The sequence below is a fragment of the Ruegeria sp. AI3 genome, assembly GCF_056541245.1.
Genome location: NZ_JBQFYA010000019.1, coordinates 38231 through 65024, shown reverse-complemented (window position 1 = coordinate 65024; position 26794 = coordinate 38231). Strand labels below are relative to the sequence as shown.

Annotated in this window: 20 protein-coding genes; 3 read left to right on the top strand and 17 right to left on the bottom strand. The window is 50.8% G+C overall.

Going from position 1 to position 26794, the window contains the following annotated elements; translation table 11 throughout:
- The first annotated feature begins 109 nt into the window (after positions 1-109).
- A complete protein-coding gene (locus ACRZ95_RS21455; protein ID WP_480555557.1) occupies positions 110-2809 on the top strand; it encodes a PA14 domain-containing protein in 2700 nt (899 codons plus the stop codon).
- A 154-nt stretch (positions 2810-2963) separates the two neighbouring features.
- Here the strand turns inward: ACRZ95_RS21455 and ACRZ95_RS21450 are convergent, their stop codons facing one another.
- The 17 genes from ACRZ95_RS21450 to ACRZ95_RS21370 form a co-directional block, all read right to left on the bottom strand.
- Positions 2964-3743, bottom strand: a complete 780-nt coding sequence (locus tag ACRZ95_RS21450; protein ID WP_170681476.1) for an SDR family oxidoreductase — start codon at positions 3741-3743, stop codon at positions 2964-2966.
- Entirely contained in the window at positions 3736-5304 is a 1569-nt protein-coding gene (locus ACRZ95_RS21445) for a GMC family oxidoreductase (protein WP_170681477.1), read from the bottom strand. The genes ACRZ95_RS21450 and ACRZ95_RS21445 overlap by 8 nt, the downstream gene beginning before the upstream one ends.
- 321 nt (positions 5305-5625) lie before the next feature.
- Positions 5626-7092 carry a hypothetical protein gene (locus ACRZ95_RS21440; RefSeq protein WP_170681479.1) on the bottom strand — a complete coding sequence of 489 codons (1467 nt, stop codon included), beginning with the start codon at positions 7090-7092 and terminating at the stop codon, positions 5626-5628.
- A gap of 145 nt (positions 7093-7237) precedes the next feature.
- Positions 7238-8443: a glycosyltransferase family 4 protein gene (locus tag ACRZ95_RS21435; RefSeq protein WP_170681481.1), complete on the bottom strand. Its 1206-nt coding sequence runs from the start codon at positions 8441-8443 to the stop codon at positions 7238-7240.
- Between the two features lie 76 nt (positions 8444-8519).
- Positions 8520-9416, bottom strand: coding sequence for a hypothetical protein (locus ACRZ95_RS21430; RefSeq protein WP_170644073.1), 897 nt, complete (start codon positions 9414-9416; stop codon positions 8520-8522).
- A 63-nt stretch (positions 9417-9479) separates the two neighbouring features.
- A complete protein-coding gene (locus tag ACRZ95_RS21425) occupies positions 9480-10331 on the bottom strand; it encodes a CpsD/CapB family tyrosine-protein kinase (protein WP_170681483.1) in 852 nt (283 codons plus the stop codon).
- A gap of 14 nt (positions 10332-10345) precedes the next feature.
- The gene (locus ACRZ95_RS21420) at positions 10346-11905 is read right to left on the bottom strand and encodes a GumC domain-containing protein (RefSeq protein ID WP_170681485.1); all 1560 of its coding nucleotides are present in this window, start codon (positions 11903-11905) and stop codon (positions 10346-10348) included.
- Complete coding sequence (locus ACRZ95_RS21415) at positions 11902-12912, bottom strand: ExeA family protein (protein WP_480555553.1); 1011 nt, start codon at positions 12910-12912, stop codon at positions 11902-11904. Before ACRZ95_RS21415 ends, ACRZ95_RS21420 begins: the two co-directional genes overlap by 4 nt.
- 335 nt (positions 12913-13247) lie before the next feature.
- On the bottom strand, positions 13248-14552 hold the full coding sequence (locus tag ACRZ95_RS21410; RefSeq protein WP_170681487.1) for a glycosyltransferase family 4 protein: 1305 nt from the start codon (positions 14550-14552) through the stop codon (positions 13248-13250).
- Complete coding sequence (locus ACRZ95_RS21405; protein ID WP_170681489.1) at positions 14549-15595, bottom strand: glycosyltransferase; 1047 nt, start codon at positions 15593-15595, stop codon at positions 14549-14551. Before ACRZ95_RS21405 ends, ACRZ95_RS21410 begins: the two co-directional genes overlap by 4 nt.
- A 7-nt stretch (positions 15596-15602) precedes the next feature.
- The gene (locus ACRZ95_RS21400) at positions 15603-16961 is read right to left on the bottom strand and encodes an oligosaccharide flippase family protein (RefSeq protein ID WP_170681491.1); all 1359 of its coding nucleotides are present in this window, start codon (positions 16959-16961) and stop codon (positions 15603-15605) included.
- Entirely contained in the window at positions 16961-19066 is a 2106-nt protein-coding gene (locus tag ACRZ95_RS21395; protein WP_170681493.1) for an NAD-dependent epimerase/dehydratase family protein, read from the bottom strand. Before ACRZ95_RS21395 ends, ACRZ95_RS21400 begins: the two co-directional genes overlap by 1 nt.
- A gap of 17 nt (positions 19067-19083) precedes the next feature.
- The gene (locus ACRZ95_RS21390; RefSeq protein WP_170667801.1) at positions 19084-20064 is read right to left on the bottom strand and encodes a glycosyltransferase; all 981 of its coding nucleotides are present in this window, start codon (positions 20062-20064) and stop codon (positions 19084-19086) included.
- Between the two features lie 102 nt (positions 20065-20166).
- Positions 20167-21423 carry a glycosyltransferase family 4 protein gene (locus ACRZ95_RS21385; RefSeq protein WP_170667800.1) on the bottom strand — a complete coding sequence of 419 codons (1257 nt, stop codon included), beginning with the start codon at positions 21421-21423 and terminating at the stop codon, positions 20167-20169.
- A complete protein-coding gene (locus ACRZ95_RS21380) occupies positions 21420-22391 on the bottom strand; it encodes an NAD-dependent epimerase/dehydratase family protein (RefSeq protein ID WP_170667799.1) in 972 nt (323 codons plus the stop codon). Before ACRZ95_RS21380 ends, ACRZ95_RS21385 begins: the two co-directional genes overlap by 4 nt.
- Positions 22379-23500: a Gfo/Idh/MocA family protein gene (locus ACRZ95_RS21375; protein WP_170681494.1), complete on the bottom strand. Its 1122-nt coding sequence runs from the start codon at positions 23498-23500 to the stop codon at positions 22379-22381. The genes ACRZ95_RS21380 and ACRZ95_RS21375 overlap by 13 nt, the downstream gene beginning before the upstream one ends.
- A 100-nt stretch (positions 23501-23600) precedes the next feature.
- Positions 23601-24458, bottom strand: a complete 858-nt coding sequence (locus ACRZ95_RS21370) for a glycosyltransferase family 2 protein (RefSeq protein WP_480555548.1) — start codon at positions 24456-24458, stop codon at positions 23601-23603.
- Between the two features lie 162 nt (positions 24459-24620).
- Between ACRZ95_RS21370 and ACRZ95_RS21365 the strand changes: the two genes are divergently transcribed.
- Positions 24621-25409: a WecB/TagA/CpsF family glycosyltransferase gene (locus ACRZ95_RS21365; protein ID WP_480555545.1), complete on the top strand. Its 789-nt coding sequence runs from the start codon at positions 24621-24623 to the stop codon at positions 25407-25409.
- Between the two features lie 86 nt (positions 25410-25495).
- Positions 25496-26713: an exopolysaccharide biosynthesis GT4 family glycosyltransferase EpsE gene (gene epsE, locus ACRZ95_RS21360; RefSeq protein ID WP_170681496.1), complete on the top strand. Its 1218-nt coding sequence runs from the start codon at positions 25496-25498 to the stop codon at positions 26711-26713.
- Positions 26714-26794: the final 81 nt, after the last annotated feature.

Sequence of the window (26794 nt, the reverse complement as noted above, 5' to 3'; positions counted from 1 at the left end):
GGGTGATACCGGCGGTGACACGGGGACCGGGGACAGCGGGTCGGGTGATACCGGCGGTGACACGGGGACCGGGGACAGCGGGTCGGGTGATGCCTGGACAAGTGGACTGATGGCTCAATACTTTAGTTTGTCCCATGGCGTCTCGCGGCTTTCAGATATTGATTTTGATGCGCAACCTTCCGCAACAGAAAGCGTTGACAGATTGGCGACACGATACGCTGAAGGTAGTTTCTGGAGAGGGGGGGCTACAGATAATTTTGCCGCGCGCTATACCGGCAATCTGAATGTTGCCACGGCGGGCCTCTATACATTCTTCCTGACCTCGGATGATGGTTCCGCACTTTATCTCAACGGCGAGCCGGTGATCGACAATGACGGTCTGCACGGCGATGTCGAACAGCGCGTTACGCTGGAGTTGGATTCCGGATCGCATGATATTGAAATTCGCTATTTCGAGCGGGATGGAGATGCGTCCTTACAGTTGGAATGGTCCGGTCCGGACAGCAGTGACCAGCGTCAGGTCATCGAAGGTGAGGCGTTTAGTCATAACGATGCTGGTGGGAGTGCCAACTCGGGTGAGACCGGGGGTGGCGGAGACACAGGATCAGGCGACGCCGGTGATAATACTGATGGTGCCGACACAGGGTCAGGCGATGCCGGTGATAATACTGATGGTGCCGACACAGGGTCAGGCGATGCCGGTGATAATACTGATGGTGGCGACACAGGGTCAGGCGACGCCGGTGATAATACTGATGGTGGCGACACCGGTGGTCTCGCGGGCAGCACTGGTTCTATTTCCGACCCGTCGATCGGAGTCGGATTGACAGGGATTATCGATTGGTCAACCGAGAACCCTTTCATTGATGTATTTAAAACGGCTCGAGAATGGATAGGGCATGAGCCAGATCGGTGGGGAGGGGTCGAATATCAAGAGCTTTTGGATGCCGGTGTTTTGGATGAGAATGGTTGGCCTATGGAAATCCCAAGCGGTGTCGACCGGATCGGAACACATATTTTGTCGGTCCAGCCGGCTGAGGCGACATCACTGGCTGGGCGCTACCGGCTAACTTACGATGGCGAAGGCGAAATCGCCATTAACGGTGCGCGTAATATCGAATATGGAAACGGCGAAATCTGGTTTGAATATATTCCGGGCGAGTTTGAAACTGTTGGTATAGATATCTTGCGGACCGGTTCGGATGGTAACCACATCCGGAATATTTCGGTCGTTCACGAGGACAATATTTCAGCGTTCGAAGCTGGGGAAATTTTCAACCCTGACTTTGTGGAGTTGATTGAGGATATGCGGTCCCTGCGCTTCATGGACTGGATGAATACCAACAATTCCACTCAGTCGGAATGGGCGGACAGACCAGAGGTAGACAGTTTCAGCTGGACCGGAGGGGCCGGGGGTGTTCCGGTCGAAGTTATGGTGGAACTGGCCAATCTGACCGGCACCGATCCATGGTTTAATATCCCTCATCTTGCAACGCCCGAATATGTAGCAAACTTTGCCACATATGTTCGTGACAATCTTGATCCGCAATTGAAGGCACATTTCGAATATTCGAATGAGGTCTGGAACTGGATGTTCGAACAGACTCAATGGGCGAATGAAATGGGGCAAGAGCTTTGGCCAGGGCAGCAAGATGCGTGGCTACAGTACTATGCGTTGAGATCTGTGGAAATGGCAGAGGTCTTGGACCAGGTTTATGGGGCAGATGCAGACGGACGTCTTGTTAAAGTGATTGCGACGCAAACCGGATGGCCTGGCCTGGAAGAACCGATCCTGAATGCGGCTCAATGGCTTGCAAGCGATGCTGATCAAGATCGGGCACCTCATACCTATTTTGATGCTTATGCAGTAACGGGTTATTTTGGTGGTTCATTGGGCAATGAGAAAGCAGCAACCGTCAGGGAGTGGGTTGTCGAGTCAATCAGCCGTGCAACGGCGGATGCTGATGCGCTTGGTCTGACCGGCGCCGAGCGCTCTGCCTATCTTCTAGAGAACCAGTATAACTATGCAATGGAACTGGTGGTTCAGGAGCTTCGTGATGGCTCGATAACGGGCGATCCCTATGGGTCACTTCAGGAATTGTTCGGAGAGTTCGCTTATCACGCGCAAGTCGCTGAAGCCCATGGAATGACCATGGTAATGTACGAAGGTGGCACGCATGTTGTCAGCGGATTCGAGTGGGTGAATGATCAAGTTCTGAGCGAGTTTTTCCAACACCTTAACTACTCCGACGAAATGGGCATGCTCTACATGGAACTGCTTGAGGGATGGAGAGATGCGGGCGGAACGATGTTCAATGCTTTCGTTGCTGTTTCGGGCCCCTCGCAATGGGGCAGCTGGGGCGCGCTCCGCCACCTCGATGATGAAACATCTCGTTGGGATGCCCTTGTCGAGTTTAACGCGCAGAATCCTGCGTGGTGGGAAGTGCGGGCAGAAGGGACATTCTCGGATGCTGTGGCCTCAGAGGAGAGCATGGCGTATGATGCTGAAGGGTCCGACCCTGAACAGCTAACAGCAAATGATGACACCGCGACCACTATTACAGATCAGGCGGTATTAATTGATGTTCTTGCAAATGATGACAACCCGTTTGATGTTCCTATGGACCTGATCGAACTGGGCACCCCCAGCAACGGTACTGTGCTCATTCAGGACGACGACACGGTCCTTTACACTCCGGATTCCGAATTTCTGGGAACAGACAGTTTCGACTATTGGATTTCGGATGATCAGGGAACCGTTTCACAAGCGACAGTCACGGTTACGGTAGAAGAAACCTGGGATTTATAGCAAACCCCTCTGTACGTGGCATGCCTTCCATACCGTATCAAGTTCCGCTTGATGCGGTATGATCACAGAACGCTAAAGCTTTTGGTAGTCGAGCAGGCCAATGAACTAGGCTGTTCCGAGCTCACAGGAGGAGTTCTTCAAGCACCCACGGGTATTAGGTGGATGTTTCAGGCGCTATGACGCGCGGCCTAGGTCTTTTGAAGAGTAGTAGGTCTTTTAGACTTTGTCGAAGGGACCGCGGCGGTAATATTTCTTGGTTTCGCTCAAATATTGTTCCCATGAGACTTCTATCGTGGGTCAAGGCGAGATGTGTTCCCCAGATGGCCGCGTCGTCAGGGGAAATCCCGGTGGGAGCACCCATATCAGTTGCAAGTATGCCGGGCATCCATGTACTGATGATAATATCGGGGTAGCGGTCACTGAGATCAGCGATTAATGCTTCGCTGAAGATACGTTGTGCTCCTTTTGAAACACTGTAGGCGCTACGTGTTGGCTGTGGTGCATCTCCAGCAAAACTCGACACATTGAGGATACGGCCAAACCCTGTTTGCACCATGCTCTCAAGAACAGCGCGGGTTACTGTAACAGTACCGCCTAAATTTATAGATACCGTTTCTGCAAAGCTATCTGCTGTCTCATCCAGAAAATCTCTTTGGGGATTAACCGCAGCATTGTTTACGAGAACGGTGATTGTACCCAGAGTTGCGTTGATGTCGGACACAACCTCGCATACTCTTTTATTATCTGTGATATCAGCATGATACGGATAAAACATGCGTGACCCGGCTAAGTGCCGTGTTTGCTCAAGGGTTTCAATCCGTCGGCCAAGACCAGCGACGCGGATACCGCTTTGACATAGTCGCAACGCTAATGCTTGACCCAGGCCGGAACCGGCTCCGGTTACAACTGCAACCCCTTCCTTCAAATCAGCCATGTGTTTTCTCGCCAAAGCTTTTTAGAATGCTGTCGGCAACACGCAAGGCGTTTGAGGCGATCAACAGACTGGGATTCACGCCGGTGGATGTTGGCATGAAGGACGCATCAATCACATAGAGGTTCTTGATATTATGTACTTGGCAGTTCTTGTTAAGAACACTTTTTCTTGGGTCATTTCCGAAACAGAGAGTGCCTGTAGGGTGCCCATAGTTTAACTCGGGCCGTGGGTTTAAGAAGAGAGTGTGCAAACCCTTCATTTTCTTAGATATCTTCTTCCTAAATCTTTTCCGCCGCGCCAGAAGCTCTGGTGAAAAATTATATTGGAACCTCACAACATCTGGGTCAGATGCCTTGAGAATTCTATTTTCCGGATATGGATAATCTTCAAGTGAACCCACAAATATTTGGGCGCTACCAAGCATTTTTATTAGCACTGCAGCTGGTATTCGATTGAATTGACGCAAGACAGGAACAAAGCGTAAGAAAGAACGGTCATACATCTGATTGAGGGCATGAACGATCTCACCATAAGATGCGGTGGTTCCAAGTGCTTGTACAAGCCCATAATGCTCGGCATCAAAAGTATAAAAATCCCGCACTGTTATGGTCTTGGTTGTTGCTTGCGTGTGGCTTGGCAGCCAGAGAGCGAATACCTCATTGAGGTGGAACATCAGATTTCGTCCGACGAGGTCATTTTCGTTGGCGCATCCGTTTGGCCAGTATTCTGAAGCTGACTGCAAAAGCACATGGGGGGATCTTAGCGCCCCTGCGGACAGGATGTAACGGTGTGCCCTGAAGGTCAGCACCTCTCCGTACCTTCGGGTCTCAAGTTCCGAAACGCTGCTGCGGGTGCCTCTTATTCTGGTTACATCGCAATTGTCCAGAAGAGCCGCGCGACCTGTTGACAGGGCGGGTTCCACCCCTGCAGAGCGCCCGTCTTGTTTGCAATTATAGGGGCATTTTGAGCCGAAGCAATTCTTGCAGTCTGAAATTGCCTTTACTGCAGTGTGGCTCCGGTATGGATGCAATCCGGCCTCTTGCAAAGAGGTTATGATTTCCCGCTCGACGTCAGTATCCTGCGGTGTAGGACGCAAGTTGACAGGTTCAGATGCCAACGGATTTTGCTGACCGAACACACTGTAGAGCGACCGCGTCTTGTCAAAATACGGCTTAAAGTCGTCGAAACACACCGGCCATCCACCCGTCGGGTGTGGTATTTCATCAACGTCGTCTAGATCGTGTCTTTCAGGCTGTTCAAAAGCTGCGGCATAGAAATTTGATGAGCCTCCAACGCCAGACCCTAACGGACCAAAAAACTCGACTGATGTGTTGTCTACGACGGCTTGAAAAGGCTTTGGCCAATAACCGCGCACCTCTCGAGCTGCTGGATCGGAAAGCGCGTAGGAAAAGGATTGTTGTTCGGCCCCTGAACCCTTTCGGCCTTTTTCGAGAAAAAGTACTGACAAGCCCGCCTCCGACAAAGCTCGTCCGATCGTTCCGCCACCGATGCCCGTCCCTATGACAATCACATCCCAAATTTTCTCGGTGAGCTCTTTCATGCGGCCTCTTTGGAGATTGAGAGACAACTTCTAGCGAAATACATCACGGCGTAAACTATGATGGGGTGGAGGGGAAAACAAAACCGTCTCTGCACCTTCGTAACCATCAGCTTTCCTGATTTCTTAGCGACAGCGACTTCTGACGAGGGCGGAGGAAACTGCGACATGGGAAACTCTGACTTATATTAGCTTTTGCCCTCAATACTTTAACAGATTGCTCCAAAAATGTACGATTTTCAAAAGCCTACTGTGCGTAGAGCTTGGATCTGATGAAGCACTCAGCAGGCTGGGAGAAAATAGAAACTCTTAACTCTGCATTCTCTAACTTCGACGTGTCCGTGTTATTGGCGTTCTCGGTTTTGGCTGTATCTTCTCTGGCAACACTTTCTCTTGAGAAGGGTTATTGTACAGGTTTTTTCTGCAGTATCCGATGAGAGCGCCAGAGATTAGGTACATGACAGGACTCAAAGCAGCATTTGGAATGGAATCGATGAGATTTGCTGCCAAAACGAGCGACAAACCGACCGTGGCAATCGGTAGCGGAGTCTTTTTGCGCCGAGCGTACAGAGTCAAAATCGGAAACGCGAGTAAGCCAAACAGGGAAAGGTATCCCATCCAGCCAAAGGCGCTGATCGTTATTATCCAAATACCATCAGAAACTGACAGGTTCTGACCTGTTTGCGGATCATATACTGCGCCACGGCTCCACAGTCCCCACCCAGCCACAGGTTTTTCCATGGCTCTTTCTAAAAGGGAGTCCTCCATATCGACACGATATTCAAGTGAGCGTGAGCGTTCCTCATTAATCTTGGCCGCGGTCTCTACGAAAAACCGGGTAGGAACAATATCGTGATGGCGCAGTAGTGGATAGCTTACCAATAGAATTGAAGCCAAAGCTGGTATTATTAAAGCTCTTTTTACTCCAAAAAAAGAAATGAAAAATACCGTAAATACTGCAATAATAAAGGCGCCAAAGTTCTTGGATAGAAAAAGAATTATAAGAAGGTAAGTGGTTGCGTAGAAATACAGTATGCCATTTTTTGATTTCCCATATTCCTTCCATAGAACAGCTGAAGCGATGGTTGCTTTACATAGAAATATTCCGACCCACAATCCGTGCAGAAGGAATACAATTGGCCTATACCCCCCATTTCGAATGTGTTGTTGAAAGCTATGTGGGAAATACCCATAAACCCATCTGTTTAACTGCGGGCTTAAACGAACTTCCAGCAAGACTAATGCGGAATATAAAAGGGCCGCAATGCATAGTGCTTTTAAGAGAGCAATATGACTTTCCGGTGTTGCTAAATATTTATCAGCAAGTAACAAGGGGAGTATTGTGAATAGTAGTAGTCCACACAATCCAATAGCGTCATAAAAGCTTTGACCGGGTATATATGTCGGACCAACAATGATCGGTTCAAAGTTGGTTACTACAGTCACAAACGGGGTAATGAATAGAAAAAATAAGAGAGATCTATATACTAGATTCGCGCGGTTCGCTTTTGGCTTCTCTGATATGGCTACTTTTCTTGCCGATTGTTTTCTACGCTTGTCAAAGAACAAGCATGCAAAGAAGCAGGCTAGGCTTGGGATTGTGGTTTTGTCCAATATAGGAATAAGAGGCATATCCAACCCGAGCCTACTTGGGAGCAATAGGTAGCCAGTCAAAATAGAGCTAATAATAGCGGTTTGAATTTGCAATTGCTTAAAAAGAATAAATACAATGACCGGCCATCCGAATAGTGCGAGATAGGCTAGAAGATTTGGCGTAATATCATCAAACATTCTTTTATGCTTTTACTGTGCCCGGCTTGCTCTCTTCATATCATACGCTTGTGGATAGAGTTGCTCTCATGCTACGTATGCGCTGATTTGCTTTACCATCAATTTTTCTGTTGTAGCACTCGACTGTTTTCCTTCACATTTTCGGCTAGATCACCCCATCAAAACCCTTTTTCGTTACGCCACGAGCTGCGATTATCGAGGCAATCTGTTTTCCCCATGCGTCCCAATTTAGCCTCTCTTCATACTCTCGTCTGGTTGATTTGCGCAATTCCCGGTATGAGGCCGGGTCGTTAACATATGTTAGGATAACGTCTGAAAAGTCCTCGGAATCGGATCCTTCAGCTAAGGCATGTCCGTTAACGCCATCTCGTACAGGTACGCCTCCCACGCGCAAACAAAGTGATGGTAGAGCATAGGCAGACGCCTCGCAGAAGGCGAAGCCGTAGCTTTCAAATGACGGTTGAAGCAAAAAATGCGCTTGCTGCAAAGTCTTCTCAAACTGCTTGAATTGCTCGGGGTCATTTTTGTTGAGATGCCCATATAACTTGACGTGTTCATTTATGTGCTCTTCTGGCGGCGTTGTGCCAATGACTTCCAGTCTGGCATCAATGCCTCTGGCGCGCAAAGCCATCATTGTTTCAAAAGCAAGTTGCCCGCCTTTCGCTTTCCAGTCCCGGCCAATCAATAGCAACTTGACAGGCCCAGTTGACGAAAACTCAGATACATCACTTTCATATCTGGTTGGCGTGGTATTCGCGCCCCAAGGTACCATGACAGATTGAGGAGGAGCCAGACCATAACGAGCATCAGCGATAGACTTCATCCACTGTGAAGGCCAAAGTAGAAGATCCATTGAATTAAAGACTTTCCTTTCAGCCCTATAAAATAAGGGGTCCAGATAGCGGGACAGTCCAAAATAGCTGCCAAAAGCTTGCCCAATCTCGGACTCTCTATACGTCGTCATCGTGGCGTCTGATGTATAAACTCTAAATACATCGGATGAACTGACTACATTTGCTAGTGAATGAAACGAATACGCCCCAAATAACAGGTCATATTTTTTCTGCCTGAGCTGTCTGTTTATGCCGATTGCAATAATGCGCGAAAGCAGCACATGTACACGCCATTTCAAACGGATGTTTAGGGCTTCGGGTAAAGCCTCGATCAAACGATAAATCGGCTTCGCCAATCCCCAGTCGTTGTTCAAGATGTGAACTTCACCTACATGCGTTTCCAATGCTTTGAATATCTGAGCGTTACCACCTGAATAGACATTTTTGTCCAAGGGCGATCTATCGCATAGATAGGCTATTTGCAGACGTTGTGGCATTGATAAGGCGTCTATTTCCATTTTTTGATCAAAATTGACCCAAGGAAACACCACCTTTCGACTTATCGGCTAAGGTGGTATTCCCATCTGTTTCTGGCTACAAACCGTATTCGGCAAGTAAGTCTGGTATTGTATTGGCGATTTCAGAATATGCTTTTGCGACAACAGGATGCACCGATTGAGGAGCGACAAACTCTGATGGCAGCGGACTGTCGAAAATAGCCGCGTAGGTGATCATTGCCGCAAGGAAATACAGTGTAGGCGTGCCATGCGGGGCGTCATCTAGGTAGAGATCTTGAGGAGTTAGCTGATCCAGTGGCGTGCTTGTCAGCAATTGTGAAAGGACTGTCGCCACCGGGATAAGTTCGACAGTATGCTCTTTTGGTAAACCGTCGATATAATCAACGTACCAGTCATGGTATGCGCCGGCATTGTATGAGTAGTACTCTTCCATACCGCTTGGTCCGGGAGGGAAGCCGTTGCCGAACCCGGCAAGTTCCGCCCATCCTTCATAAATATAGAATTTGGCAGTGGGGCGCGCCTTTGCAACCAGCCCCATGAGCTTTCCGGTTGCCTCTACCGGGGATGTCTTTTCTCCGTCGTCCACATAAAGTGCATCTGGGGACTGCCATTGGATGAAATTGGCCGGAACAATGATGATCTTATTGATACCGGATCTGGAAAACCGGGTCTGCTCACTGTCCCAACCCGATCTAACAGCCTTGAAAGACCAGTTTGGAATGGGTTCGGGATTGGATGCAAAATTTCGGAGGAATCCCCATTCACCGTCCAGAGTAAAGCGCTGGCCTTGTTGGCTGGCCAATAAGGCCAGCCAATGCGGAACCGTGGTGGTATCGCTGTCGCTCAGATGATGAAAGAGGCTGTTTCCGAAAACATAGATTTTCTGCTGTTGTGCCTGCACCGATAAGGCCGGCACAAAGCTTAGGAAAGCGCCAAGGAAAACCACTCGTTTGATGATCTGTAAGATAAACACTCTGAACTCCACAGTAAGGTTTATTGACCTTGCCAATCGTATAACGCGCGACTTCTGCAAGGATTAGTAACCGTAGCTATCCTCTCGATTAAGATACCTACATTTGTTAAGAACAACCCCCATCAGGTTACTGCGCGTCTCAATCTCCTGCTTGCATTTTTCAAGCTCTTCCAACGTGGTGTTCTCGGCGGCTGCCACCAGCAACACCCCATCAATCTGATCGAGGAAAGCGAATGTATCATCGCATGCAAGCATTGGTGGCGTATCAAACAATATGACATTCGGCATATAGCGCGCTTCTAGATCGTCGATGACATGCGCGGCGCCTTTTTCTTGTAAAAGCTCGGCAGGGCTTTCCGCTGGCTGGCGCGTTACAGCAAAAATTAGCTTCTCATCGTAGCACACCATATGTTCTTCCGGCGCGCTATTGCCTCTGAGCGCATCGGGAAAGTTCAGTTGCTGAGCAAGCCCTAGTGCTTGGGCAATGGAGGGCTTGCGCATATCCAGATCCACCACCAATGTCCTGAGGTCGCGCTGGCGCGCTAATGCAAAGGCCAGATTCATGCAAAGGGTTGTTTTTCCGCAGGCACTGCCTGGTGAAGTGATCGCGATGCGGCTCCATTTGTTGGCGCGCATTTGGTGCAACATACGTGTTCGCAATGCATCAAAAGGCGCAGTAGCTCCTCCCGCTTGATCCGTAACAATCTGGGCGTTGCGCAGGGTTTTGGGCTGTAGGTGTAGTTTTGGTAGCTCTCTCCAGAAATGCTTGCTCCCTTCGGTCTCCCGAGCCGGAGTGGCTTGCGGTACTCCGGTTGCAAGTGCCGTAGCTTTTTCGGAAACGAAATCCTGCTGCTCGGGAGAACTCTGTTCTCTGGCTTTGCGGGCTTTCTGAATGGCTGACTGAATACGCTCCATATCAGTACTCTCTTTTACCCAGCTTCAAAGCGGCCAAGGATCTCTCCAAATCCTAACTTTTCCACCAAACCATCGGCTATCAGATTAAATGGCATATAATGCAGGTGGATCAAATAAAGGCTACCGCACGCAATAACCCCCATAACAACAAACAATAGTGCTACTTTGCTACGTCGTAGAGCGGCTTGCTTCGGTGTCTCCATGTAGGGGACTGCGCCGAACACCTGTAGACCCAGCTGTGATGCCACATCCGAAGGCCGCCGAATTGTGCTGTTCAGCAGTTCCATGAGCAGAAATATCCCGCCAGCCAACCCCAAGCCACCGGCCAACCCTGCGGCGACAATGAGTTTGCGCTTTGGTTCTGCTGGGCTTGTTGGCACAATGGCTTGTTCGGCCACCGATATTCTTTGCCCACGTGACTGTGCTTCAATCTGATCTCCAGTACGTGCATCTGCGAGGCTCGCAGTGGCTTGGGTATATTGTAACCGTAAATTCTCGTAGTCGCGTTCCAATGTGCCTAGCGCTATAGCATTGGTTGGTGTTGCATCAATGGATATCTTGAGAGCGTCCAACTCTGAAAGAATGGTGTCTCTCTCTCCTTCAATGAACTCGATTTGCCCATCTATGTCCGATAGCTGCAATTCAAAAGCTGTGATGTTCGGAGCAGTTTCGGTCCCTAAACCAAGCTGGATATTCGCAGCCTCCAGCGCTGCGATCTGAGCTTGTAGGGATTTGATCCGAGGATTCTCCGGAGAATAGATTACCAATGCAGAAGCAAGCTGGTCTTGGAGCTGCCTAAGTTGACGCTGCTCTGGAGTTAGACTCTCACCAAGGATATCCGGTCGACCTGTTCGTTCATATATCTCAACCAGGCGAGAGCGCCTGTCACGCAAGCCTGATAGTTCACGCTCAAGTTGCAGAACACGCTCTTGCAATGAGGATTGCCGGCTGCGGCGATAATCCAAGCTATCGGGCAGGGCATCTTTATGTGCCTCTTTGAACTCAAGTATTTTTGCCCCCTGCACGCCCAATTCGTCATCCAGCCGGGCCACCTCTTGAACAAAAAACGCCAGCGTTTGCCCCGTCGCCGAAGTTCGCATAGCCATGTTTTCTCGTAGAATTTGCTCCGCTAGCTCGTCAACAACCAGTGCCGACTTCTCACCCGTTGAGGCGTCAAACGATATCGGTACAAAAGAAGCCCGATTGCCCACACTGAAAAATGGCAGCTCAATGCGGATGCGCTCCCGCATATCTTCAACGATTTCCTCGGACGACAGGCCTGGTTTGTCCGCATGCAAATCAAAGCGTTTTGATAGCTCCAGAAGATTGTCCTGGGTCATAATGCGCTGTTGGATAACTTCGAGTATTTCGACGACGCTGGCCTGAACGGTTGACGATGCCAATTCGCCGGGAATTTGTGGGGATTCGACCACAAGTCGTGTTTGTGCCCTGTAAACCGGGGGTAAGGTGACCGCTACAAACACCCCGGCAATCGTACAGACTAAAACTATGATTGAAAGATAGGGCAGTCGTCGAAGAAAGAGCGACCAATAAAAGCGGATTTCGTCCATCATGACTCAAGGTCGTCCTTCCGGTCGTGCAAGCTGGCTGCAAAAAATGCCCCATCATCCAAAACGCGCTGAATCGTCTTCACATCAACTCTCTTTTGTCCTCGTGTGAATGCGTAAACCATTGCGAGATCACATAGCTGGTTAACGAGGCGCGGGACACCACCAGTCATCTCATAAACCAACTGGGTCGCGGCCGGACTGAAAAGGTTTTTCATAGCACCGGCGACCTTCAACCGATGTCCGACATATTTACGCACTGTACGCGCATCCATTGCATTAAGATGAAAACTGGATGCGACGCGTTGGGCGAATTGTCTTAATTCGACACGGTTAATGATGTCTCGAAGCTCTGGTTGCCCAACAAGAACAAGTTGCAAAAGTTCATCTTTATTTGAGTTGATGTTCGTAAACATCCGCAGCTCTTCCAGAGATTCCGAGTTTAGGTTTTGAGCTTCATCAAAGATCAGGATGACCCGGCGACCTTCAGCGTAGACCTTGATCAGATAGCTCTGAAAAGCTGCAAATAGATCGACATAAGTCGCGTTGGGAGGGGCGGGTTGATCCAGGGCCATCAAGACCCAACGCAGTAGTTCGCCACGATCACCATGTGCATTGGCTATCAAGCCAATTTTTACATCATGCTCTACCGAATTCAGAAGATGATGCAAAAGCGTCGTTTTACCTGCACCGACATCTCCAGTGATCAACGTAATCGGAGCGCGAGTCAAAATGCCATATTCCAGCATGGTATAAGCGCGCTGATGGTTTTCAGACCAGAACAGAAATTCAGGGTCCGGTAACAACGAAAACGGGCGCTCGGTCAGTCCAAAATGTTCATTGTAGATATCCAACGACGAGCTACCGCGCGCGGCAGCTTGATGGTTTTCTGGTTTATGGCCAGGGTCGATACTCAATGTAGTTTGCCCGCTTTGCCCGGAGCGCTTCGTCACTGTGCCAATCCGAGGCTGGCTGACGGGCGCAACGATATTCCCGGTTGCAACTTTACCCAACTGATACACCTTATCACACAACACTTTCCCGCACACAGTATGCGAAACTCACATCGGGTCTTATACACCCAAATACTTCACCCCATCTTTGTCGAAGACGGTACTAACCTATGCCCCATCATAGGACACGGGAAGACGTACATGCATTCACTTCTTCGTCGCACGGAGCGCATGAATATTTATTTCAGACGTGTCAGGCGCAATTAATATTTACTGCAGAACACATCAGTGTATCACGCCGAGATAAAAGTACATTTTTGATCGCTTTGCATATCAATTGGAAACAAATCTCTAACACGTCTCGGGCCGCTTATTAAGGTGCCTCTTATGGCAGACTATTCAAACGGAGTGGGCCGCTCTCCTCTCTGCCCCAATACCCACTCATACACTTGAAGCACCTGTTCGGCCTTTTTATCCCAAGTGTACAAGTCAAAAACGCGCCTTCGCGCCGCCTGCTTCCTTTGAACAAGATCTTCAGGATTAGCGATGGCCTTCTCTACGATTTTACGCAAGTTGGCAACAATACTGTCCCGGGATCCAATTGGAACAATGAATCCGGTTTCCTGTGTAACAAGTTCTCCAGGCCCACCATAGCCGACCACAATTGGAACCACACCCAATGACATTGCCTCAAGAACAACGCCTCCACCAAATTCTCGGACACTTGGAAAGGTAAACAGATCGCAGTCACGTGCGATGGTCTGCACCTGTTCATGTGCAACAAACCCATGGAAAGTGACACGGTCTGCAATACCAAGGTGATCCGCGAGTTTTTCGAGGTCCGCGCGCATCGGACCATCACCGATAATGTCGAGTGTGACCTGTCCAGATGATAGAAAACCGGAAATTGCTTCCAATAACATGTCCGGCCCTTTGTACGGAACCAAGCGGCCGATAAAGCAGGCGCGGATCGGGTGTCCGATATCTGGCTTTGGGCCAAGCGAAAAGCGGGCAGGGTCTATCGCGTTTTCAGGGATGTAAGTGCATTTGTGTTGTTGGTTGTGGGGGATTTCACTTTGTGTGTGCCGCGAGCCGCAAATAATGGCGCGCGTCGCGTTCAAAGAGCGCCGTCGACCTGGGGCAAACCTATATATTTTGCGAATATAAGATAGCCATTCCCGCTCTCTCCAGCGTTCGGTCTCAAAACCGGCTGGCCAAGGGATGCCACCGTTGATCGGGCCTATCATGAATGGCGTATCCACATGTTCACATTTAGTAGCAAGCGGGCTGACTACAGTTGGACTGAGAGGCGTGATCCGATGAACGAGATCAAACTTTCCCTGCTCTATATCGGCGCCAAATTTCTCGAACACCAGTTTTTCAAAGAACGGATATGCCAAGGCTCCTAGTGCCATGACTGTTGTCCAGCCTTTGCCTCGCCCCATGCGCAGCGCTGTTCCGATCTTGTCAGCCTTTGCGGCCCATTGCTCACTATCAATGGCTGTAAAATCTTCACCTTCAATCAGTCCAGCCCTCAGAAAGGCATCGCGATTTCTAATCTGTGTAACAATATGTGCATTGGTTCTTTGAGCAATAGCACGGGCAAGCGACCACCCGACAAGCGGGACGCTGACCCATTCTGGATTGGCCTCTTCTGCAATTAAGAGAGGCCGGATTTTTAGGTTGGTTCGATCGCTCACAGGGCTATCACCGCAATAGCGTCTACAGCCGCTTCTCTGAGATTCGATCGCCCACTACCATTGCGGCGTAGGGAACCAATATAGTCTTTGTTGAGCATCCCCAAAAGCCGCGCTGGAATGCTCCTCTTTTTAAATATATTCAGCCGGCAATTCATGTAGTCTAATTCTTGTTGATAAGCTTCCCTGACATGTGGGCTTATCTCGTGACCGTTCTCCACCATCCAGTCGATTGTCTCTAATGCCTGTTGCAGAATTAGAGAGTGAACCTCTGCCTGTTTCATTCTTTCAACTGCTTTGGCGCGCACTCCACCACGTAGTTCTACCAAGTCGTGCCCGGCTTCAGAAGTTGACGCTGAATGGCGTCTGAACTTGAGTTGTGGTTTCTTTTGGAACAGCAAATCACCAGAAAGGCTAGCTGAGAAAGGGATTGTAAAATCAAAGCAACTACCAAACTCTGAAAACTCAAAGCCTGATTTCTGATACATCAAGAGAAGGTCAGACAAAGCCTTTCGGGAAAAAAGCATCTGGTGCCCCCAGGCATGTACTGCATTGAAAACAGCAGGCGATATCAGGCATTTGTCTCGTTTGACATCATAGTAAATCGGGGCAATTTCCTGCAAGTTGGCATCACAGATGTAACTGGGGCTGCAAATCAGATGCATCGTGTCATCTAAAATTCCATTTTGAAATTGTAGCAACCTATCCTCAAGCCAAACATCGTCCTGATCGCAGTAAGCTATGTAATCCCCGGTGCAACTCCTAAAACCGCACAGAAAATTCTGCACGATCCCCACGTTACGCTCTCGCTCTATAATGTGTATTGGAATGGTCGACGTTTGTGCAAACTCCTTTAGTATCAAGACGGTATCGTCGGATGATGCATCATCCGAACAAATGATTTCATCGGGTGGTCGTGTTTGCGACAATATGGATTCGATGAGCGCGCCGATGTAACGCTCTCCATTGTATGTAGCGATAGCTACGGAAATTTTTTTGTCGCGCATATATTGTGACATAAGGTTGGAGTCCGTTTCTTTTATCAAAATAGTCTCATAACAGACTCAGTTCCGATAACGCGCCTCGATTTATCCAAAGCGCCGCCCCAGACAGGCAAAGACCAGCGCCAAACCATATCATGTCATGCGCCCCATCCCAGGCGGAATGTTTGCGGGCCAGCCAAACAAGAACCGGATACGTTGCTACATGGGTCGCCAGCTGTCCCAGAAATGCCCCAACAAGCCCCAAGGTGCTCACGCCAAACAGAAAAAATGCGATATAGAGCGTGGCTCTTACAAACTGAAATGTAAAATGCCTTTGCGAATCCCCAGCTGCAAGCGCGGCGGGACTGTAAGTTATAGTGATTATGTTTGGAATATTCAGACAGGCCATCACCACAACAATTGGTCCAGCCAGCCAGAAGCGGGAATCATACAGCATTTCCACAATAACCACCCCGCCAAATACAAGAGGCAGTTGAAGTATGAAAAGAAACCCTGTCAGGGCAAACCTAGCCTTTCTGATTTTAGCATAGTTTTGCGCAGAGGCGGCTGGGGGTCTTTCCCGATACATCGGGATGAGCATCTTGTTTGTAACAGCGGCAGCAAGAGCGGTTGGGAAGGTCGCGAGAAAGAAGCCTATGTTGTAGATTCCCAGGTTATCCGCTGTGAGATATTTCCCCAAAACTGCTTTGTCGCCCTGGGTTAAAATAAACCCACAGAGCGTGCTGAGGAGGATCCATCGACCGAAAGTGACCAGCTCGCCAAGCGCGGCCTTGTGCCACCTGAATCTGTTCCTGTTCCCCTCCAAGAATACTGTCATTAAAACAAGATAGACAAACGCTGAAAATACACCGCTGACGACAAGCGCCCATGTCGACCGGAACCACCAGGCTAAGACAATCGAAAACACCAGACTGATAATCTGCGTCAAAAGCGCAAGAATTGTATAGCGACCGACGGCCAAATGCCGGGTTGCCGTCTGTATCTTTGTGGGATTGAGCCCAGACAGCAAAAGTGTCAAGCCGGATACCGGCAGCGCTACGGCCAAGAAAGGTTCATTGTAGAAAATTGATACAGGCCAGGAGATTGCACAGCATGCGATCCATAACAAACCCCCACGAATGACCTGTAGTGTCCATGCGGTGTTAAGGAAGTCAGGATCGTCTCCATTCTTGCTGCGCTGAATGGAAACTGCCGTTCCAACATCTGAAAACATCTCCAGGCCAAGGACAAAAACCATAATCAAGGCCATCAGTCCAAAGGCTTCGGGGAACAAAAGCCTTGTTAGTATCAGGTTCGAGCCGAAACGAACGGCCTGATAAACAACATGGCCAAGAGCTGACCAAGCCGAACTTCGAAGAAGCCTGGCGTTCAGGCCCGTACCGAAAAATCTTTGCAAACCCCAAGCCATCAGAATCCAAACAGGCTTACACTATCCATACTTTTCGCGACAAATTTCTCTGACGAAATTTCAGGCTGCCAGCCCAATTCCCGTTTCGCCTTCTGATTGTCGAAACGGGAAAAATGTGCCCTAGATTTCCAATCTTTCAGAGAGGTGTAAGGCGTATTGTGCTTGCGTAACACATGTCGTTTTAGCAAGTATTTCAGGCTTGAAGCCATATAATACACATATGGGTTGCCCGCATCCACGCTAATGCGTGCGCCTAGATGCTCGTTGATCGCATCAAAATACCCTCGGGCGGAAAACATTGGCTCGCCTGTCAGATTATAATTCTGACCGATCGCACCTTCCGTTTCGATCATACGCACCAAACCATCGGCAACATCATCGATCAGCACAAAGGGCAACACATTGCGACCGTGGTTCCAGATACGAACCGCGCCCGCCCCGTGCCACCGGCCAATCCCCCAATGCTGCAAAGGACCACCTTCACCGACAACGATCCCAGGGCGCGCGATCGTCAATGGCAGGTTTTGCTGGTGCTGCATATCCAGCAATCGACGCTCAGATTCCGCTTTTGACCGGGCATAGAGGTTCCGATCTGTCATATCGTCAGAAAAACCGGTCTGTTCAGTGATCACTGTATTCGGGTCCGACATATCATACGATGCAATCGTACCGGTGTAGACAAATGCCTTGACCCCGGCCCGCAATGCCGCCTCAGCGATGGCAACTGTCACGCCCACATCATTTTTCAGGCAATCTTCCCATGTCGAATCCAACGACTTGCCCAAGTGGTAGACAGCGTCGATCCCGTGCATCGCCCGATCCAGATCTTCGGGGTTCGTCAACGAAGCGGACATGATTTCAACCTGCTTGGGCAGATCGGCAAACGGTCCCGTGCGTCCCCTGCTAAGGACCCGCACATCCCGCCCTCGTTCGACCAGTGCCCTTGTCAAAGCACGACCGATAAACCCGGTGCCGCCAATAACCAGCACCGATGGCTTGGGATCACGCTCTCGCTTGGGCGCTGCCCCCTGCTTGTCAGGGGGCAGCATGGCCAGTACATCATCTATCGCCTGCATGACCGAAACAGCGCTTGCGCCCGAGAACCTGCGATCGATCGAAGTACCGGACCGTATAGCATCATAGAATGCACCCAGGGCACCTTGAAAGCTGATGTCATAGGGAGATTTGCGATTAAGTGAGAACAGCTGACGCGATGCGTTTGTGGCCCCCTCTCTCAGGTGCTGCCAAGACAAGCCTCCCTGCCTCCGCAAACCATTCACGATAACATCCGAACTGTTTTCAGAGCACCTGACCAACGTATCGTTCGCGTAGTCGAACTGTGCCATGCCGCTGGAGCCGCGAACCGTAACGGACCGGTCCTCAGTTGTTTCAACAAGCGACAGGGAAAGATTCAGATCGACATGTCCAGCCCGCGCCATGATCCGCCAACTCTGTGGACGGACCCCGCCAGCCCCGGGTATTTCAATAGGCTTGCCCAACGAGACGTGTTCGATATCAGGCACCCCAAAGAGATCATTCGCGAAACCAAACAGGTGTGGACCGAGTTCCAGCAGCAAATTTTCTCGGGATCGGAGAAGCCAAAGGCCAAACGGTCCAGACCGTAGCGGTGCCAGTGGCAAATTCCAACGGATATCAGCTTCGGCAATCCGTCCCAGTTGACCTGTCTTGCACAGGTCCTGAAGCCTTTGATATTTCGGGCTTCCCATGAAGTTATGCCCAACCCCCAGAACGCGATCCGCTTTGTCGGCGGCTTCGGTGATATCCCGTGTTTCCACTGAGGACAGGGCAACAGGCTTTTCGATGTAGCAATGCAGCCCGGCCTGGAAAGCCTGCACTGCTAGTTTCCGGTGCAAGGGCGGTGGCGTCAGAATATGAATAGCATCGCATGCCCCCGATGCGATCAACTCATCCAGACTGGTAAAAGCCTGAGCTCCCGTCGCCCCTGCCAGGGCCTGCGCGGCCGAGGCTGACACATCACAGATCGCGGATAAGGCAACCCCCTTGGTGGCGCGGATTGCATCTACATGCCTTGAGGCGATATTCCCGGCGCCAACGATCCCGGTTCTGACAACATGCCCTACCATTGCACTACTCGTTCCAATTATTTGTACTCAATTATGCTCATGTCGCGATCAAAGGCCCGACGCCAGTAATAGACAGCCATACCAATCATGTTTGGTACCTTAGACAACGATAAATAAACGGCGTGATGCCATGCCTCGTGTCGGGGCAAGCCCGCGCTGCTCAACCCTCTGATCGTGCGCCAATAAGACAAAGCGTACAGCCCGATCACGAAAACAAGCAGCAGCCAAGAAATACCAAGCCCGGCCAAAGCAAGCAGAGGCAGTATCAATCCATAGACCCACACCCTCTGGCGTTCCCGTCGGAAGTATTGAGGATGCAACGCCCCAACCTGTGCAAAGCCGTGCCCGCTGCGTATGGCGCGCTGCCACCATTCCGAAAACCGGGTCATGGCAGCATCATGTTGAGTCATCGGGCAGGGTAAGCGCCTTATCTTCCACCCTGCCGCGCGAATGCGGACACAGAATTCGTCGTCCTCGGCTGCAATGACATTCGGATTGAACCCTCCGACCTGCTCCCAAGCGCAGCGACGCACCATCATATCGCCACCACAGGTCAGGATATCTCCAGCAGGGCGATGCCATTCGAAGTCACACAAAGCATTGTAAACGCTTCGATTGCGATGAATTTCAGCGCGCCACCCAGTCACAATCCCTAAAGTGCTGTCTGCACTCAGCGCCTGCACTCCGGCGTCCAGCCATCCGGGAACAAGCGCGCAGTCCCCATCGATAAACTGAACATACCTTGTTTCAACACCACGCGCTTCAAGCGCTTCAAACCCGGCATTACGCGCGCGCGCCGCCGTGAAGGGCCGGGACAAGTCCAGCTCTGTCACAATCGCCCCACGTGCCCGAGCCTCAGCGACACTGTCATCCGTGGATCCTGAATCTACATATGCTACGGGCACATTCTGCTCTGCTAACACATCAAGACAGCGTACCAGCCTTGCGCCTTCATTGCGACCAATGACAACAGCAGATATCAATGTCTCAGCCTGCATATCCTCAGCACCACGTTTTCGCTGTACCAGGCCCCTCAGGCCTGCAATCTGTTACTGGGTCGATAATCTGTCGCATCTTGGGGTACAAAAAATTCAAAGCCATTATTCTGCTTCCGGACGCAATCCCGGCCTTTTGCTCGTATTGTAGTAAGTGGAGATGATGCGCAGAAGCCAGGCAGCTTCTTGCTCTACGTCAAATTCCGCAGTGACTTTCTTGTAGCCTTCGGCCCCCATCCGGATGCGTAAATCGCGGTCAGACAAGACCTGACGCAAGCCGGCACAGAGGGCCGTGACATCCCCCGGGGGGACCAAAAACCCACTGACTTTGTCTTCGACAAGTTCGGGTATGCCTGCAACACGAGTAGAAACAACTGGTAGATTGGCCGCCATGGCCTCCATCAACACGACCGGGACGCCCTCAGCGAAGCTGGGCAAAACAAGGGCATCACTTTCCATAAGGATGGTCGCCACTTCACTTTGCGATTTGTACCCGGCAAACATAATCGCATCGGACACACCCATCTCCTTAGCCTGCTGCTCAAGAACAGCGCGCTCTGGCCCATCCCCAACCAAAACAAGGCGTAGGTTCGGAAACTCTTGCCCAAGATTCCGCATTGTCTCCAACAGCAGCGGAACCCCCTTAACACCAGCCAGTCGTCCAACAAAAAGAAGCTGGTTCCCCTGGCGCGTGACATCCCGGCCTTGATATCGGACCGGATCGACCCCGCAATGAACAATGTGAAGCTTGTCCCAATCATCTTTGTGCGAGAATGCCATAGCCTGTGATCTGCAAAAATGACTGATGCATGCAACAAACTTCGCCTCGGATATCTTGGCATCCAAGCGCCAGCGTTCTGGCTCGAAAAAGATATCCGGGCCGTGCAGTGTGAAACTGAACGGGATACCCGAGACACGGCTGGTCAACATCGCTACGGTGCAGCTGGCTTTTGCAATGTGATTGTGCAGATGGCGGACTCCGTTTCGGCGCAAATGATCAGCCAGAACAACCGCTTCAAAGAAATAGAACAATTGATACAAGAATGCTCTGGCGCCTGGGGCGCTGGTACGAACTGCAAACCTCAGGGCGGAAAAGTATCGTCTGGGGTCCCGGGTCAACGCCCGCAGATGACATCCCGTCAGATATCCCAGGTTACGAGCGGCCTGTATAACATAGAAAGTTTCCGCAGCTTCGGCCCGCTGTTCCTCGCCGACAAGATGCTCTTGACCTGTTTTGCGTATGGAACAGGTCAGAACCGTCACGCCTTGGTCACGTAAGGACGCCACTTCTCGCTGAATGAACGTGTCAGTCGCGCGCGGGTATTCCCCAGTAAGATAAGCGATAGGACCGGAGAATGTCACACATGATCCTTTTCGATAGATCGGTTCATGGCCTGCTCAAAACTATAGCGCGCTGTCCAGCCCAACCTGTTGTGTAGCATGGCATTGGAATATCTTTGCGGCTGCAAGCGCGCGGCCAGTGTTTTGCGCCGGCACAGTCCGGGCGATCGCGGCAACAGCTCACCAATAGCGGCAATCCTTGAGAACAGGCTATAGCGTAATGGGAGAATGAAGCGTGGCCATCCTGTTTTTTGTAAGGCTTTCACGAAAACGCGTCGGTCGGGTAGGTCGTCGTCAATGACATTCACCACGCCGCACCCCTCACGCTGCTCTACAGCAAGAGCAATGGCCTGTGCCGTATGCTCGACAAAACTGAGAGGAAGCTGCCCCTGTCGTCCGATGCGCAAAAGAAAAGGGCCAAATCCCAATCCCAGATGACTGTTACAGAGTCGCCCAGGGCCGAAAATCACCCCCGGTCGCAAAATCGACAGAACAAGGCCGCGGTCTGCCGCAAGTTTGCGGGCTATACTTTCCTGAGCCAGCTTGGCTCGGCAATAGGCATCCCGGCCGATACCGTCCTGCTCCAGCGGCGTGGCCTCATCCAGCACTGCGAATGACGGCACAGCAGATACATCATAAACGGACAACGAGCTGACCAACACCAGATGAGCCCCTTTGGGCATCATTCGTCCGATTTGTTCGGTCATTGGCAGTGTAGAGGCGGCATGATCCTCGTCACTGCCAGACATAAGCGCCGCACAATGAACAACTGCATCACAATCGGTGCATGCCATTTGCAATTCTTCGGCAGGCGAGATCAGATCAGACACTATAATCTGGATGCCCGGATCGTCAGGCCAATCCAAAAACGCGGCGCTGCGCTGTCTGACCAAAGCCAAAACATGATGTCCCCGCTCTCGCAGGGTAGCGACCGTGTGGCGCCCGACAAACCCGCCAGCACCAGTGACAAGGATCTTCATCCCGCCCATGGCAGCAACTCCATCGGTTGGCAGTGGGTTTGCATAATCTGTACACCGTTTTCCTGACCCGCATTGTGAATGGCTAATGTGACTTCATTCAGGTGCAAGGCGAATTCCGGTGTCAGTCGGTTTGGGCGCTGCTTTTCCAGCGCATTGAGCATCTCCATCGGGCCCAGAGCAAAATTCATCGAAGCCGCGCCTGTACGCCTCACTTTGGGGGGCGGCGTTGTTTTCAGATGCTGGCGTTTCCCAATCGGGTTCTCAAGCAGACGACGCCGGATGCGCACCCGGCGGTGAAAGCGGACAGGCGCCCCGTTATCCCATGCCCGGTTTATCTTAAGTACTCCATTGTCCCCCACGACCTTAAGTGAATGGTCATGCGGCGCAACAATCGAACATGTCAGACGCGCAACCATTCCGCTCTCAAAAAACAGAACCGCAACGGACATATCCGGCGCGGATTCTTCCGGCAGCAGGTCGGGTAGAATTTTCGCGGATGCCGCGACCACCCGCTCGACCGATCCAAATATCGCTATAAGCCATGTCAGATAGTACCCGGCATGTTCCAGTGTACACCCGACCTGCATCTCATCCTCAAAGGGCCAGGGGGCTCCCGATACACTCTGCCAATCCTGATGTGGGGCCTGCGGAATGAACCCATCATCCAGTTCGGCGTAAACCAACCGGGGGGTACCAACCACCCCATCCCGAACCGACTGCATAACAACCTGTGCGGCCTCTCCCAGAACGCTACATGGTGCCGAAGCCAACATCAGACCGCGCGCGCGAGCCAGATCGTACAGTTCTTGCGCATGTGACATCTGCGTCGCCAACGGCTTTTCCGAATATACATGAAATCCAGAGTCCAGTGCCCGGCGGGTAACGTCGTAATGCGCGGAGGGGTTGGTCAGATTCAAAACCAGACTACCAGGGGCCTGCATCTGAACGAATTCGCCCCAAGACTGGGCGACCGGAACAGACCAATATGCCCCAAAAGCTTCGGCTCTAGCGGTGTCCTGGTCATAGACGACACAAACCCGGCTTTCTGGAAAGCTTTCAAAAGATTTCATGTAGAGATCGGCGACAAACCCACAGCCGATTATAGAAACTATGCTCATTGAGCAGCACCATTACCTTTGAACGGAATTAATCGAATCTTTCTTAGAATCCCTTTGTGGCAAACTACTGGCGAAACAAACTCGTCGTTTCATACATCCTCTACCGGCCTCGGGTCCACTCCGTTCCACCGGCTCGAAGCCTGACGGTTACATGCACCAGCATATAGACTAAAAAACCGGCAGGAACTTCGAAGAACAACCGGATCAAATCTCTCGTTGAAAGGCTGAATTTCCCTTCATTTTTCTCAAGAACTGGATAGCAGCGGCGCACTTCGGCAACGCCAGCATCCTGTCGGCGACGAACGCGTACCAGGTTCCGGAACCCTTCGACCATTGGCCAATGATAGGCTGCAGGTACTTCATGACGTTCTTCTGGCGAAAAGTGTAGCCGTACAAATGTATCGTCAGAAATGATGTTCGGGAATGCCCCCCAGCGGGCCCGGCCGGTAGAATTCACCGCAAAACAGCCAGCGCCGACTGTACCGCCTTGCACAAACGGCAAACGCACCCACATATCAGCATAGCGTCGTGTGACCCAAGTTCGCGCACGAGTGACTTGCAAGGTTCCTGTCGCATAACGTGGTCCGGGCGCATCCAAAGCCGCTCGGAGCTGTTCCAGCAACTCGGGATCACACAGCACATCTGCATCCAGATAAAGACGTGCTCCACCCGCAATGATCTGATCCGCATTGTTAAATGCATTCAGCTTGCCAGCTTCAGGGATATCCAGAACATGCAGCTGCCAACCTTTTGCCTTGAAGGCGCTTCTGAATGTTTCCACAATCTGAACTGTTCTATCCGAACAGGCATTCGCCGCCACAACAACCGCTAAATGGCCAGATGAAATTGTCTGCCTTGTCAACGCTTGCAAGCAGGCAGCGATGTAGTTCTCTTCATTATGGGCCGCTATAATGACAGTCAGACAATCTTCTGATTTATTTGCAAAGGAAGACTTCACGGATCCCTCATGCACATTTCTATTCACCTGTAATGCTTTCGATTAAATCAAATCCCGTTTGTGATGCCAGAGTTTGAAGACACATCAAAGCATCATGGACATCTCATATTCTGTTATTCATCAAAAAAGAGGGATTTCCCAGTTCAGTGAATGAGTTCCGCAATGAGTGAAACTGTTATGGCGGCCCCGGCGCCCCTTTCAACTGCAGGGCTGTTAGCACTTGTGAACATACCCACACGCGCCAAGCTGTTGGAGAGCATCCAGATTCACTGGAGCAGTAACCGAGGCTTCACTGTGGCCACACTCAACCTAGATCACATTGTAAAATTACGAAGCTCGGCCAGTTTTTCATCGGCGTATCAATCTCATAGCCACGTTGTTGCGGATGGAAATCCGATTGTCTGGCTCTCCCGACTAGCTGGGAAAAGGATCGAGCTTGTCCCAGGATCAGAACTGATTCAGCCACTCGCGGCGCTGGCCGCGCAAAACAAAATCCCTATCGCCCTGTTGGGCGCGACACAAGACACGCTTGATACAGCTGCCGAGAGACTGGCACAGGAACATACCGGATTGCAGGTTGTCGCACGCATAGCCCCCCCGTTTGGATTCGATCCGGAAGGCTCAAATGCCGTTTCTATATTGGAAACTATAAATACTTCCGGCGCAAAACTGTGCTTCATTGCATTGGGCGCTCCGAAACAGGAGATACTCGCTATAAAGGGCAACACGATCGCGCCGCAATGCGGGTTTGTCTCAATTGGGGCGGGGCTGGATTTTATCGCTGGAACTCAAAAACGAGCTCCCAAATGGGCGCAAACACTGGCGGTAGAGTGGGTCTGGCGCATGTTGCACAATCCCCGCCGTCTTATGCTTCGTTATGGGCGCTGTATCCTGATCCTGCCTCATTTAACCTTTGGTGCACTCCGCGCACGGTTCCTTCACAGCAAATAAAAGAGCTAAAGAGCGGCGTAACTACAACTGTTCATAGCGCCACCCTAGTATCAAACTCAAACCATCGGATAACTCTGGAAGCACCTATGGCAAACTGTATCCCTCGCAAAATAGGTTTTCTTATTCCGGAATTTCCCGGGCAAACGCATTCCTTCTTCTGGCGAGAAATCCAGATCATTCGCAAAGACCACAATCTAAACGCTGAAATTATCAGCACCCGGCTGCCCGCACAGCCAGTCACCCATGAATGGCTGAAAGATGCTGATCCACATTACCTCTATCCTTTCAGCCTCAAAGACTGCGCATTTGCCCTGTTTGACTTTCTCCGACGGGTCCCAAAATTTCTCGGTCATAAAGACAGTTGGCAAGTCTTGCATAAGCCAAAGGCTTGGGCGCTTTTGGCTATGGCCACAAAGTTGGGAAGGCAATGCAAAGCACTTGGAATTGATCATTTACATATCCACTCATGCGCGGATTCTGCGTTGTTGGGCGTGATGTGCCATAGAATTTATGGTTTGCCTTACAGTCTTGTTTTACATGGCCCTTTTTCCGACTACGGCGCCTACCAGGATTATAAGTGGCGGCACGCAGCGTTTGTATTTGTCATAACCGACCTGCTGTACCAAGAAGCATTAGACCGGATGCCGGATTTGGCAGATAAAATCCACATCGCCCCCATGGGTGTTGATACCAATCATTTTGTACCTGCCCAAATTGTCCAGTCAGACAATTTTGATGGTTTCACCTGGTTTTGCTGCGCCCGGCTGAACAAGGTGAAAGGTTTTGATACACTATTGCCGGCCGTCAAACAGCTTGAACAGGATTACCCGGATCTGAGGTTCCGACTGATAATTGCGGGCGAAGACGAGCTAGGGGGCAACGGGTATCGAAAAGTCCTAGAGCAAGAAATCAAAGCGAAAAACATAGAAAGCAAAATAACTCTACTAGGATCCGTACCTCAGACGAAAGTTTTAGAGCTCATGCAGTCCAGCGATGGATTCGTTCTTGCCAGCAAACATGAACCGTTGGGCGTCGTTTACATGGAAGCTATGTCCTGCGGCCTGCCGACACTTGGGACCGATGCAGGCGGAGTGGCAGAGTTAATCGACAACGGAGAGGATGGATTGCTAGTCCCACCCAACGAACCAGATGCTCTCGCGCAAATGATGCATCACGTGATGATTTCCCCTCAATTGAGGGCTTCACTGGGCCAAAAAGGACGAAGAAAAATCCAGCACCATTTCTCGTCCTCCCGCAGCGCAAAGCTGATGTCGGATATACTACTGGACCAGCACATTGAATAATGTTTGAAATTTAAACCTGCGCATTTGAGGAGCACAAAGCGATTGATCGTGCTCCGATAGAGTACTGACTCCAGTCCCGAC

Coding starts and splice junctions, on each gene's coding strand:
- ACRZ95_RS21420 (WP_170681485.1), bottom strand. CDS start 11,905: ATGATGGACGAAATCCGCTTTTATTGGTCGCTCTTTCTTCGACGACTG.
- ACRZ95_RS21445 (WP_170681477.1), bottom strand. CDS start 5,304: ATGAAAGAGCTCACCGAGAAAATTTGGGATGTGATTGTCATAGGGACG.
- ACRZ95_RS21375 (WP_170681494.1), bottom strand. CDS start 23,500: ATGAGCATAGTTTCTATAATCGGCTGTGGGTTTGTCGCCGATCTCTAC.
- ACRZ95_RS21455 (WP_480555557.1), top strand. CDS start 110: ATGGCTCAATACTTTAGTTTGTCCCATGGCGTCTCGCGGCTTTCAGAT.
- ACRZ95_RS21395 (WP_170681493.1), bottom strand. CDS start 19,066: ATGGTAGGGCATGTTGTCAGAACCGGGATCGTTGGCGCCGGGAATATC.
- ACRZ95_RS21380 (WP_170667799.1), bottom strand. CDS start 22,391: ATGGGCGGGATGAAGATCCTTGTCACTGGTGCTGGCGGGTTTGTCGGG.
- ACRZ95_RS21435 (WP_170681481.1), bottom strand. CDS start 8,443: ATGGAAATAGACGCCTTATCAATGCCACAACGTCTGCAAATAGCCTAT.
- ACRZ95_RS21425 (WP_170681483.1), bottom strand. CDS start 10,331: ATGGAGCGTATTCAGTCAGCCATTCAGAAAGCCCGCAAAGCCAGAGAA.
- ACRZ95_RS21390 (WP_170667801.1), bottom strand. CDS start 20,064: ATGCAGGCTGAGACATTGATATCTGCTGTTGTCATTGGTCGCAATGAA.
- ACRZ95_RS21365 (WP_480555545.1), top strand. CDS start 24,621: ATGAGTGAAACTGTTATGGCGGCCCCGGCGCCCCTTTCAACTGCAGGG.
- ACRZ95_RS21400 (WP_170681491.1), bottom strand. CDS start 16,961: ATGGCTTGGGGTTTGCAAAGATTTTTCGGTACGGGCCTGAACGCCAGG.
- epsE (WP_170681496.1), top strand. CDS start 25,496: ATGGCAAACTGTATCCCTCGCAAAATAGGTTTTCTTATTCCGGAATTT.
- ACRZ95_RS21440 (WP_170681479.1), bottom strand. CDS start 7,092: ATGTTTGATGATATTACGCCAAATCTTCTAGCCTATCTCGCACTATTC.
- ACRZ95_RS21450 (WP_170681476.1), bottom strand. CDS start 3,743: ATGGCTGATTTGAAGGAAGGGGTTGCAGTTGTAACCGGAGCCGGTTCC.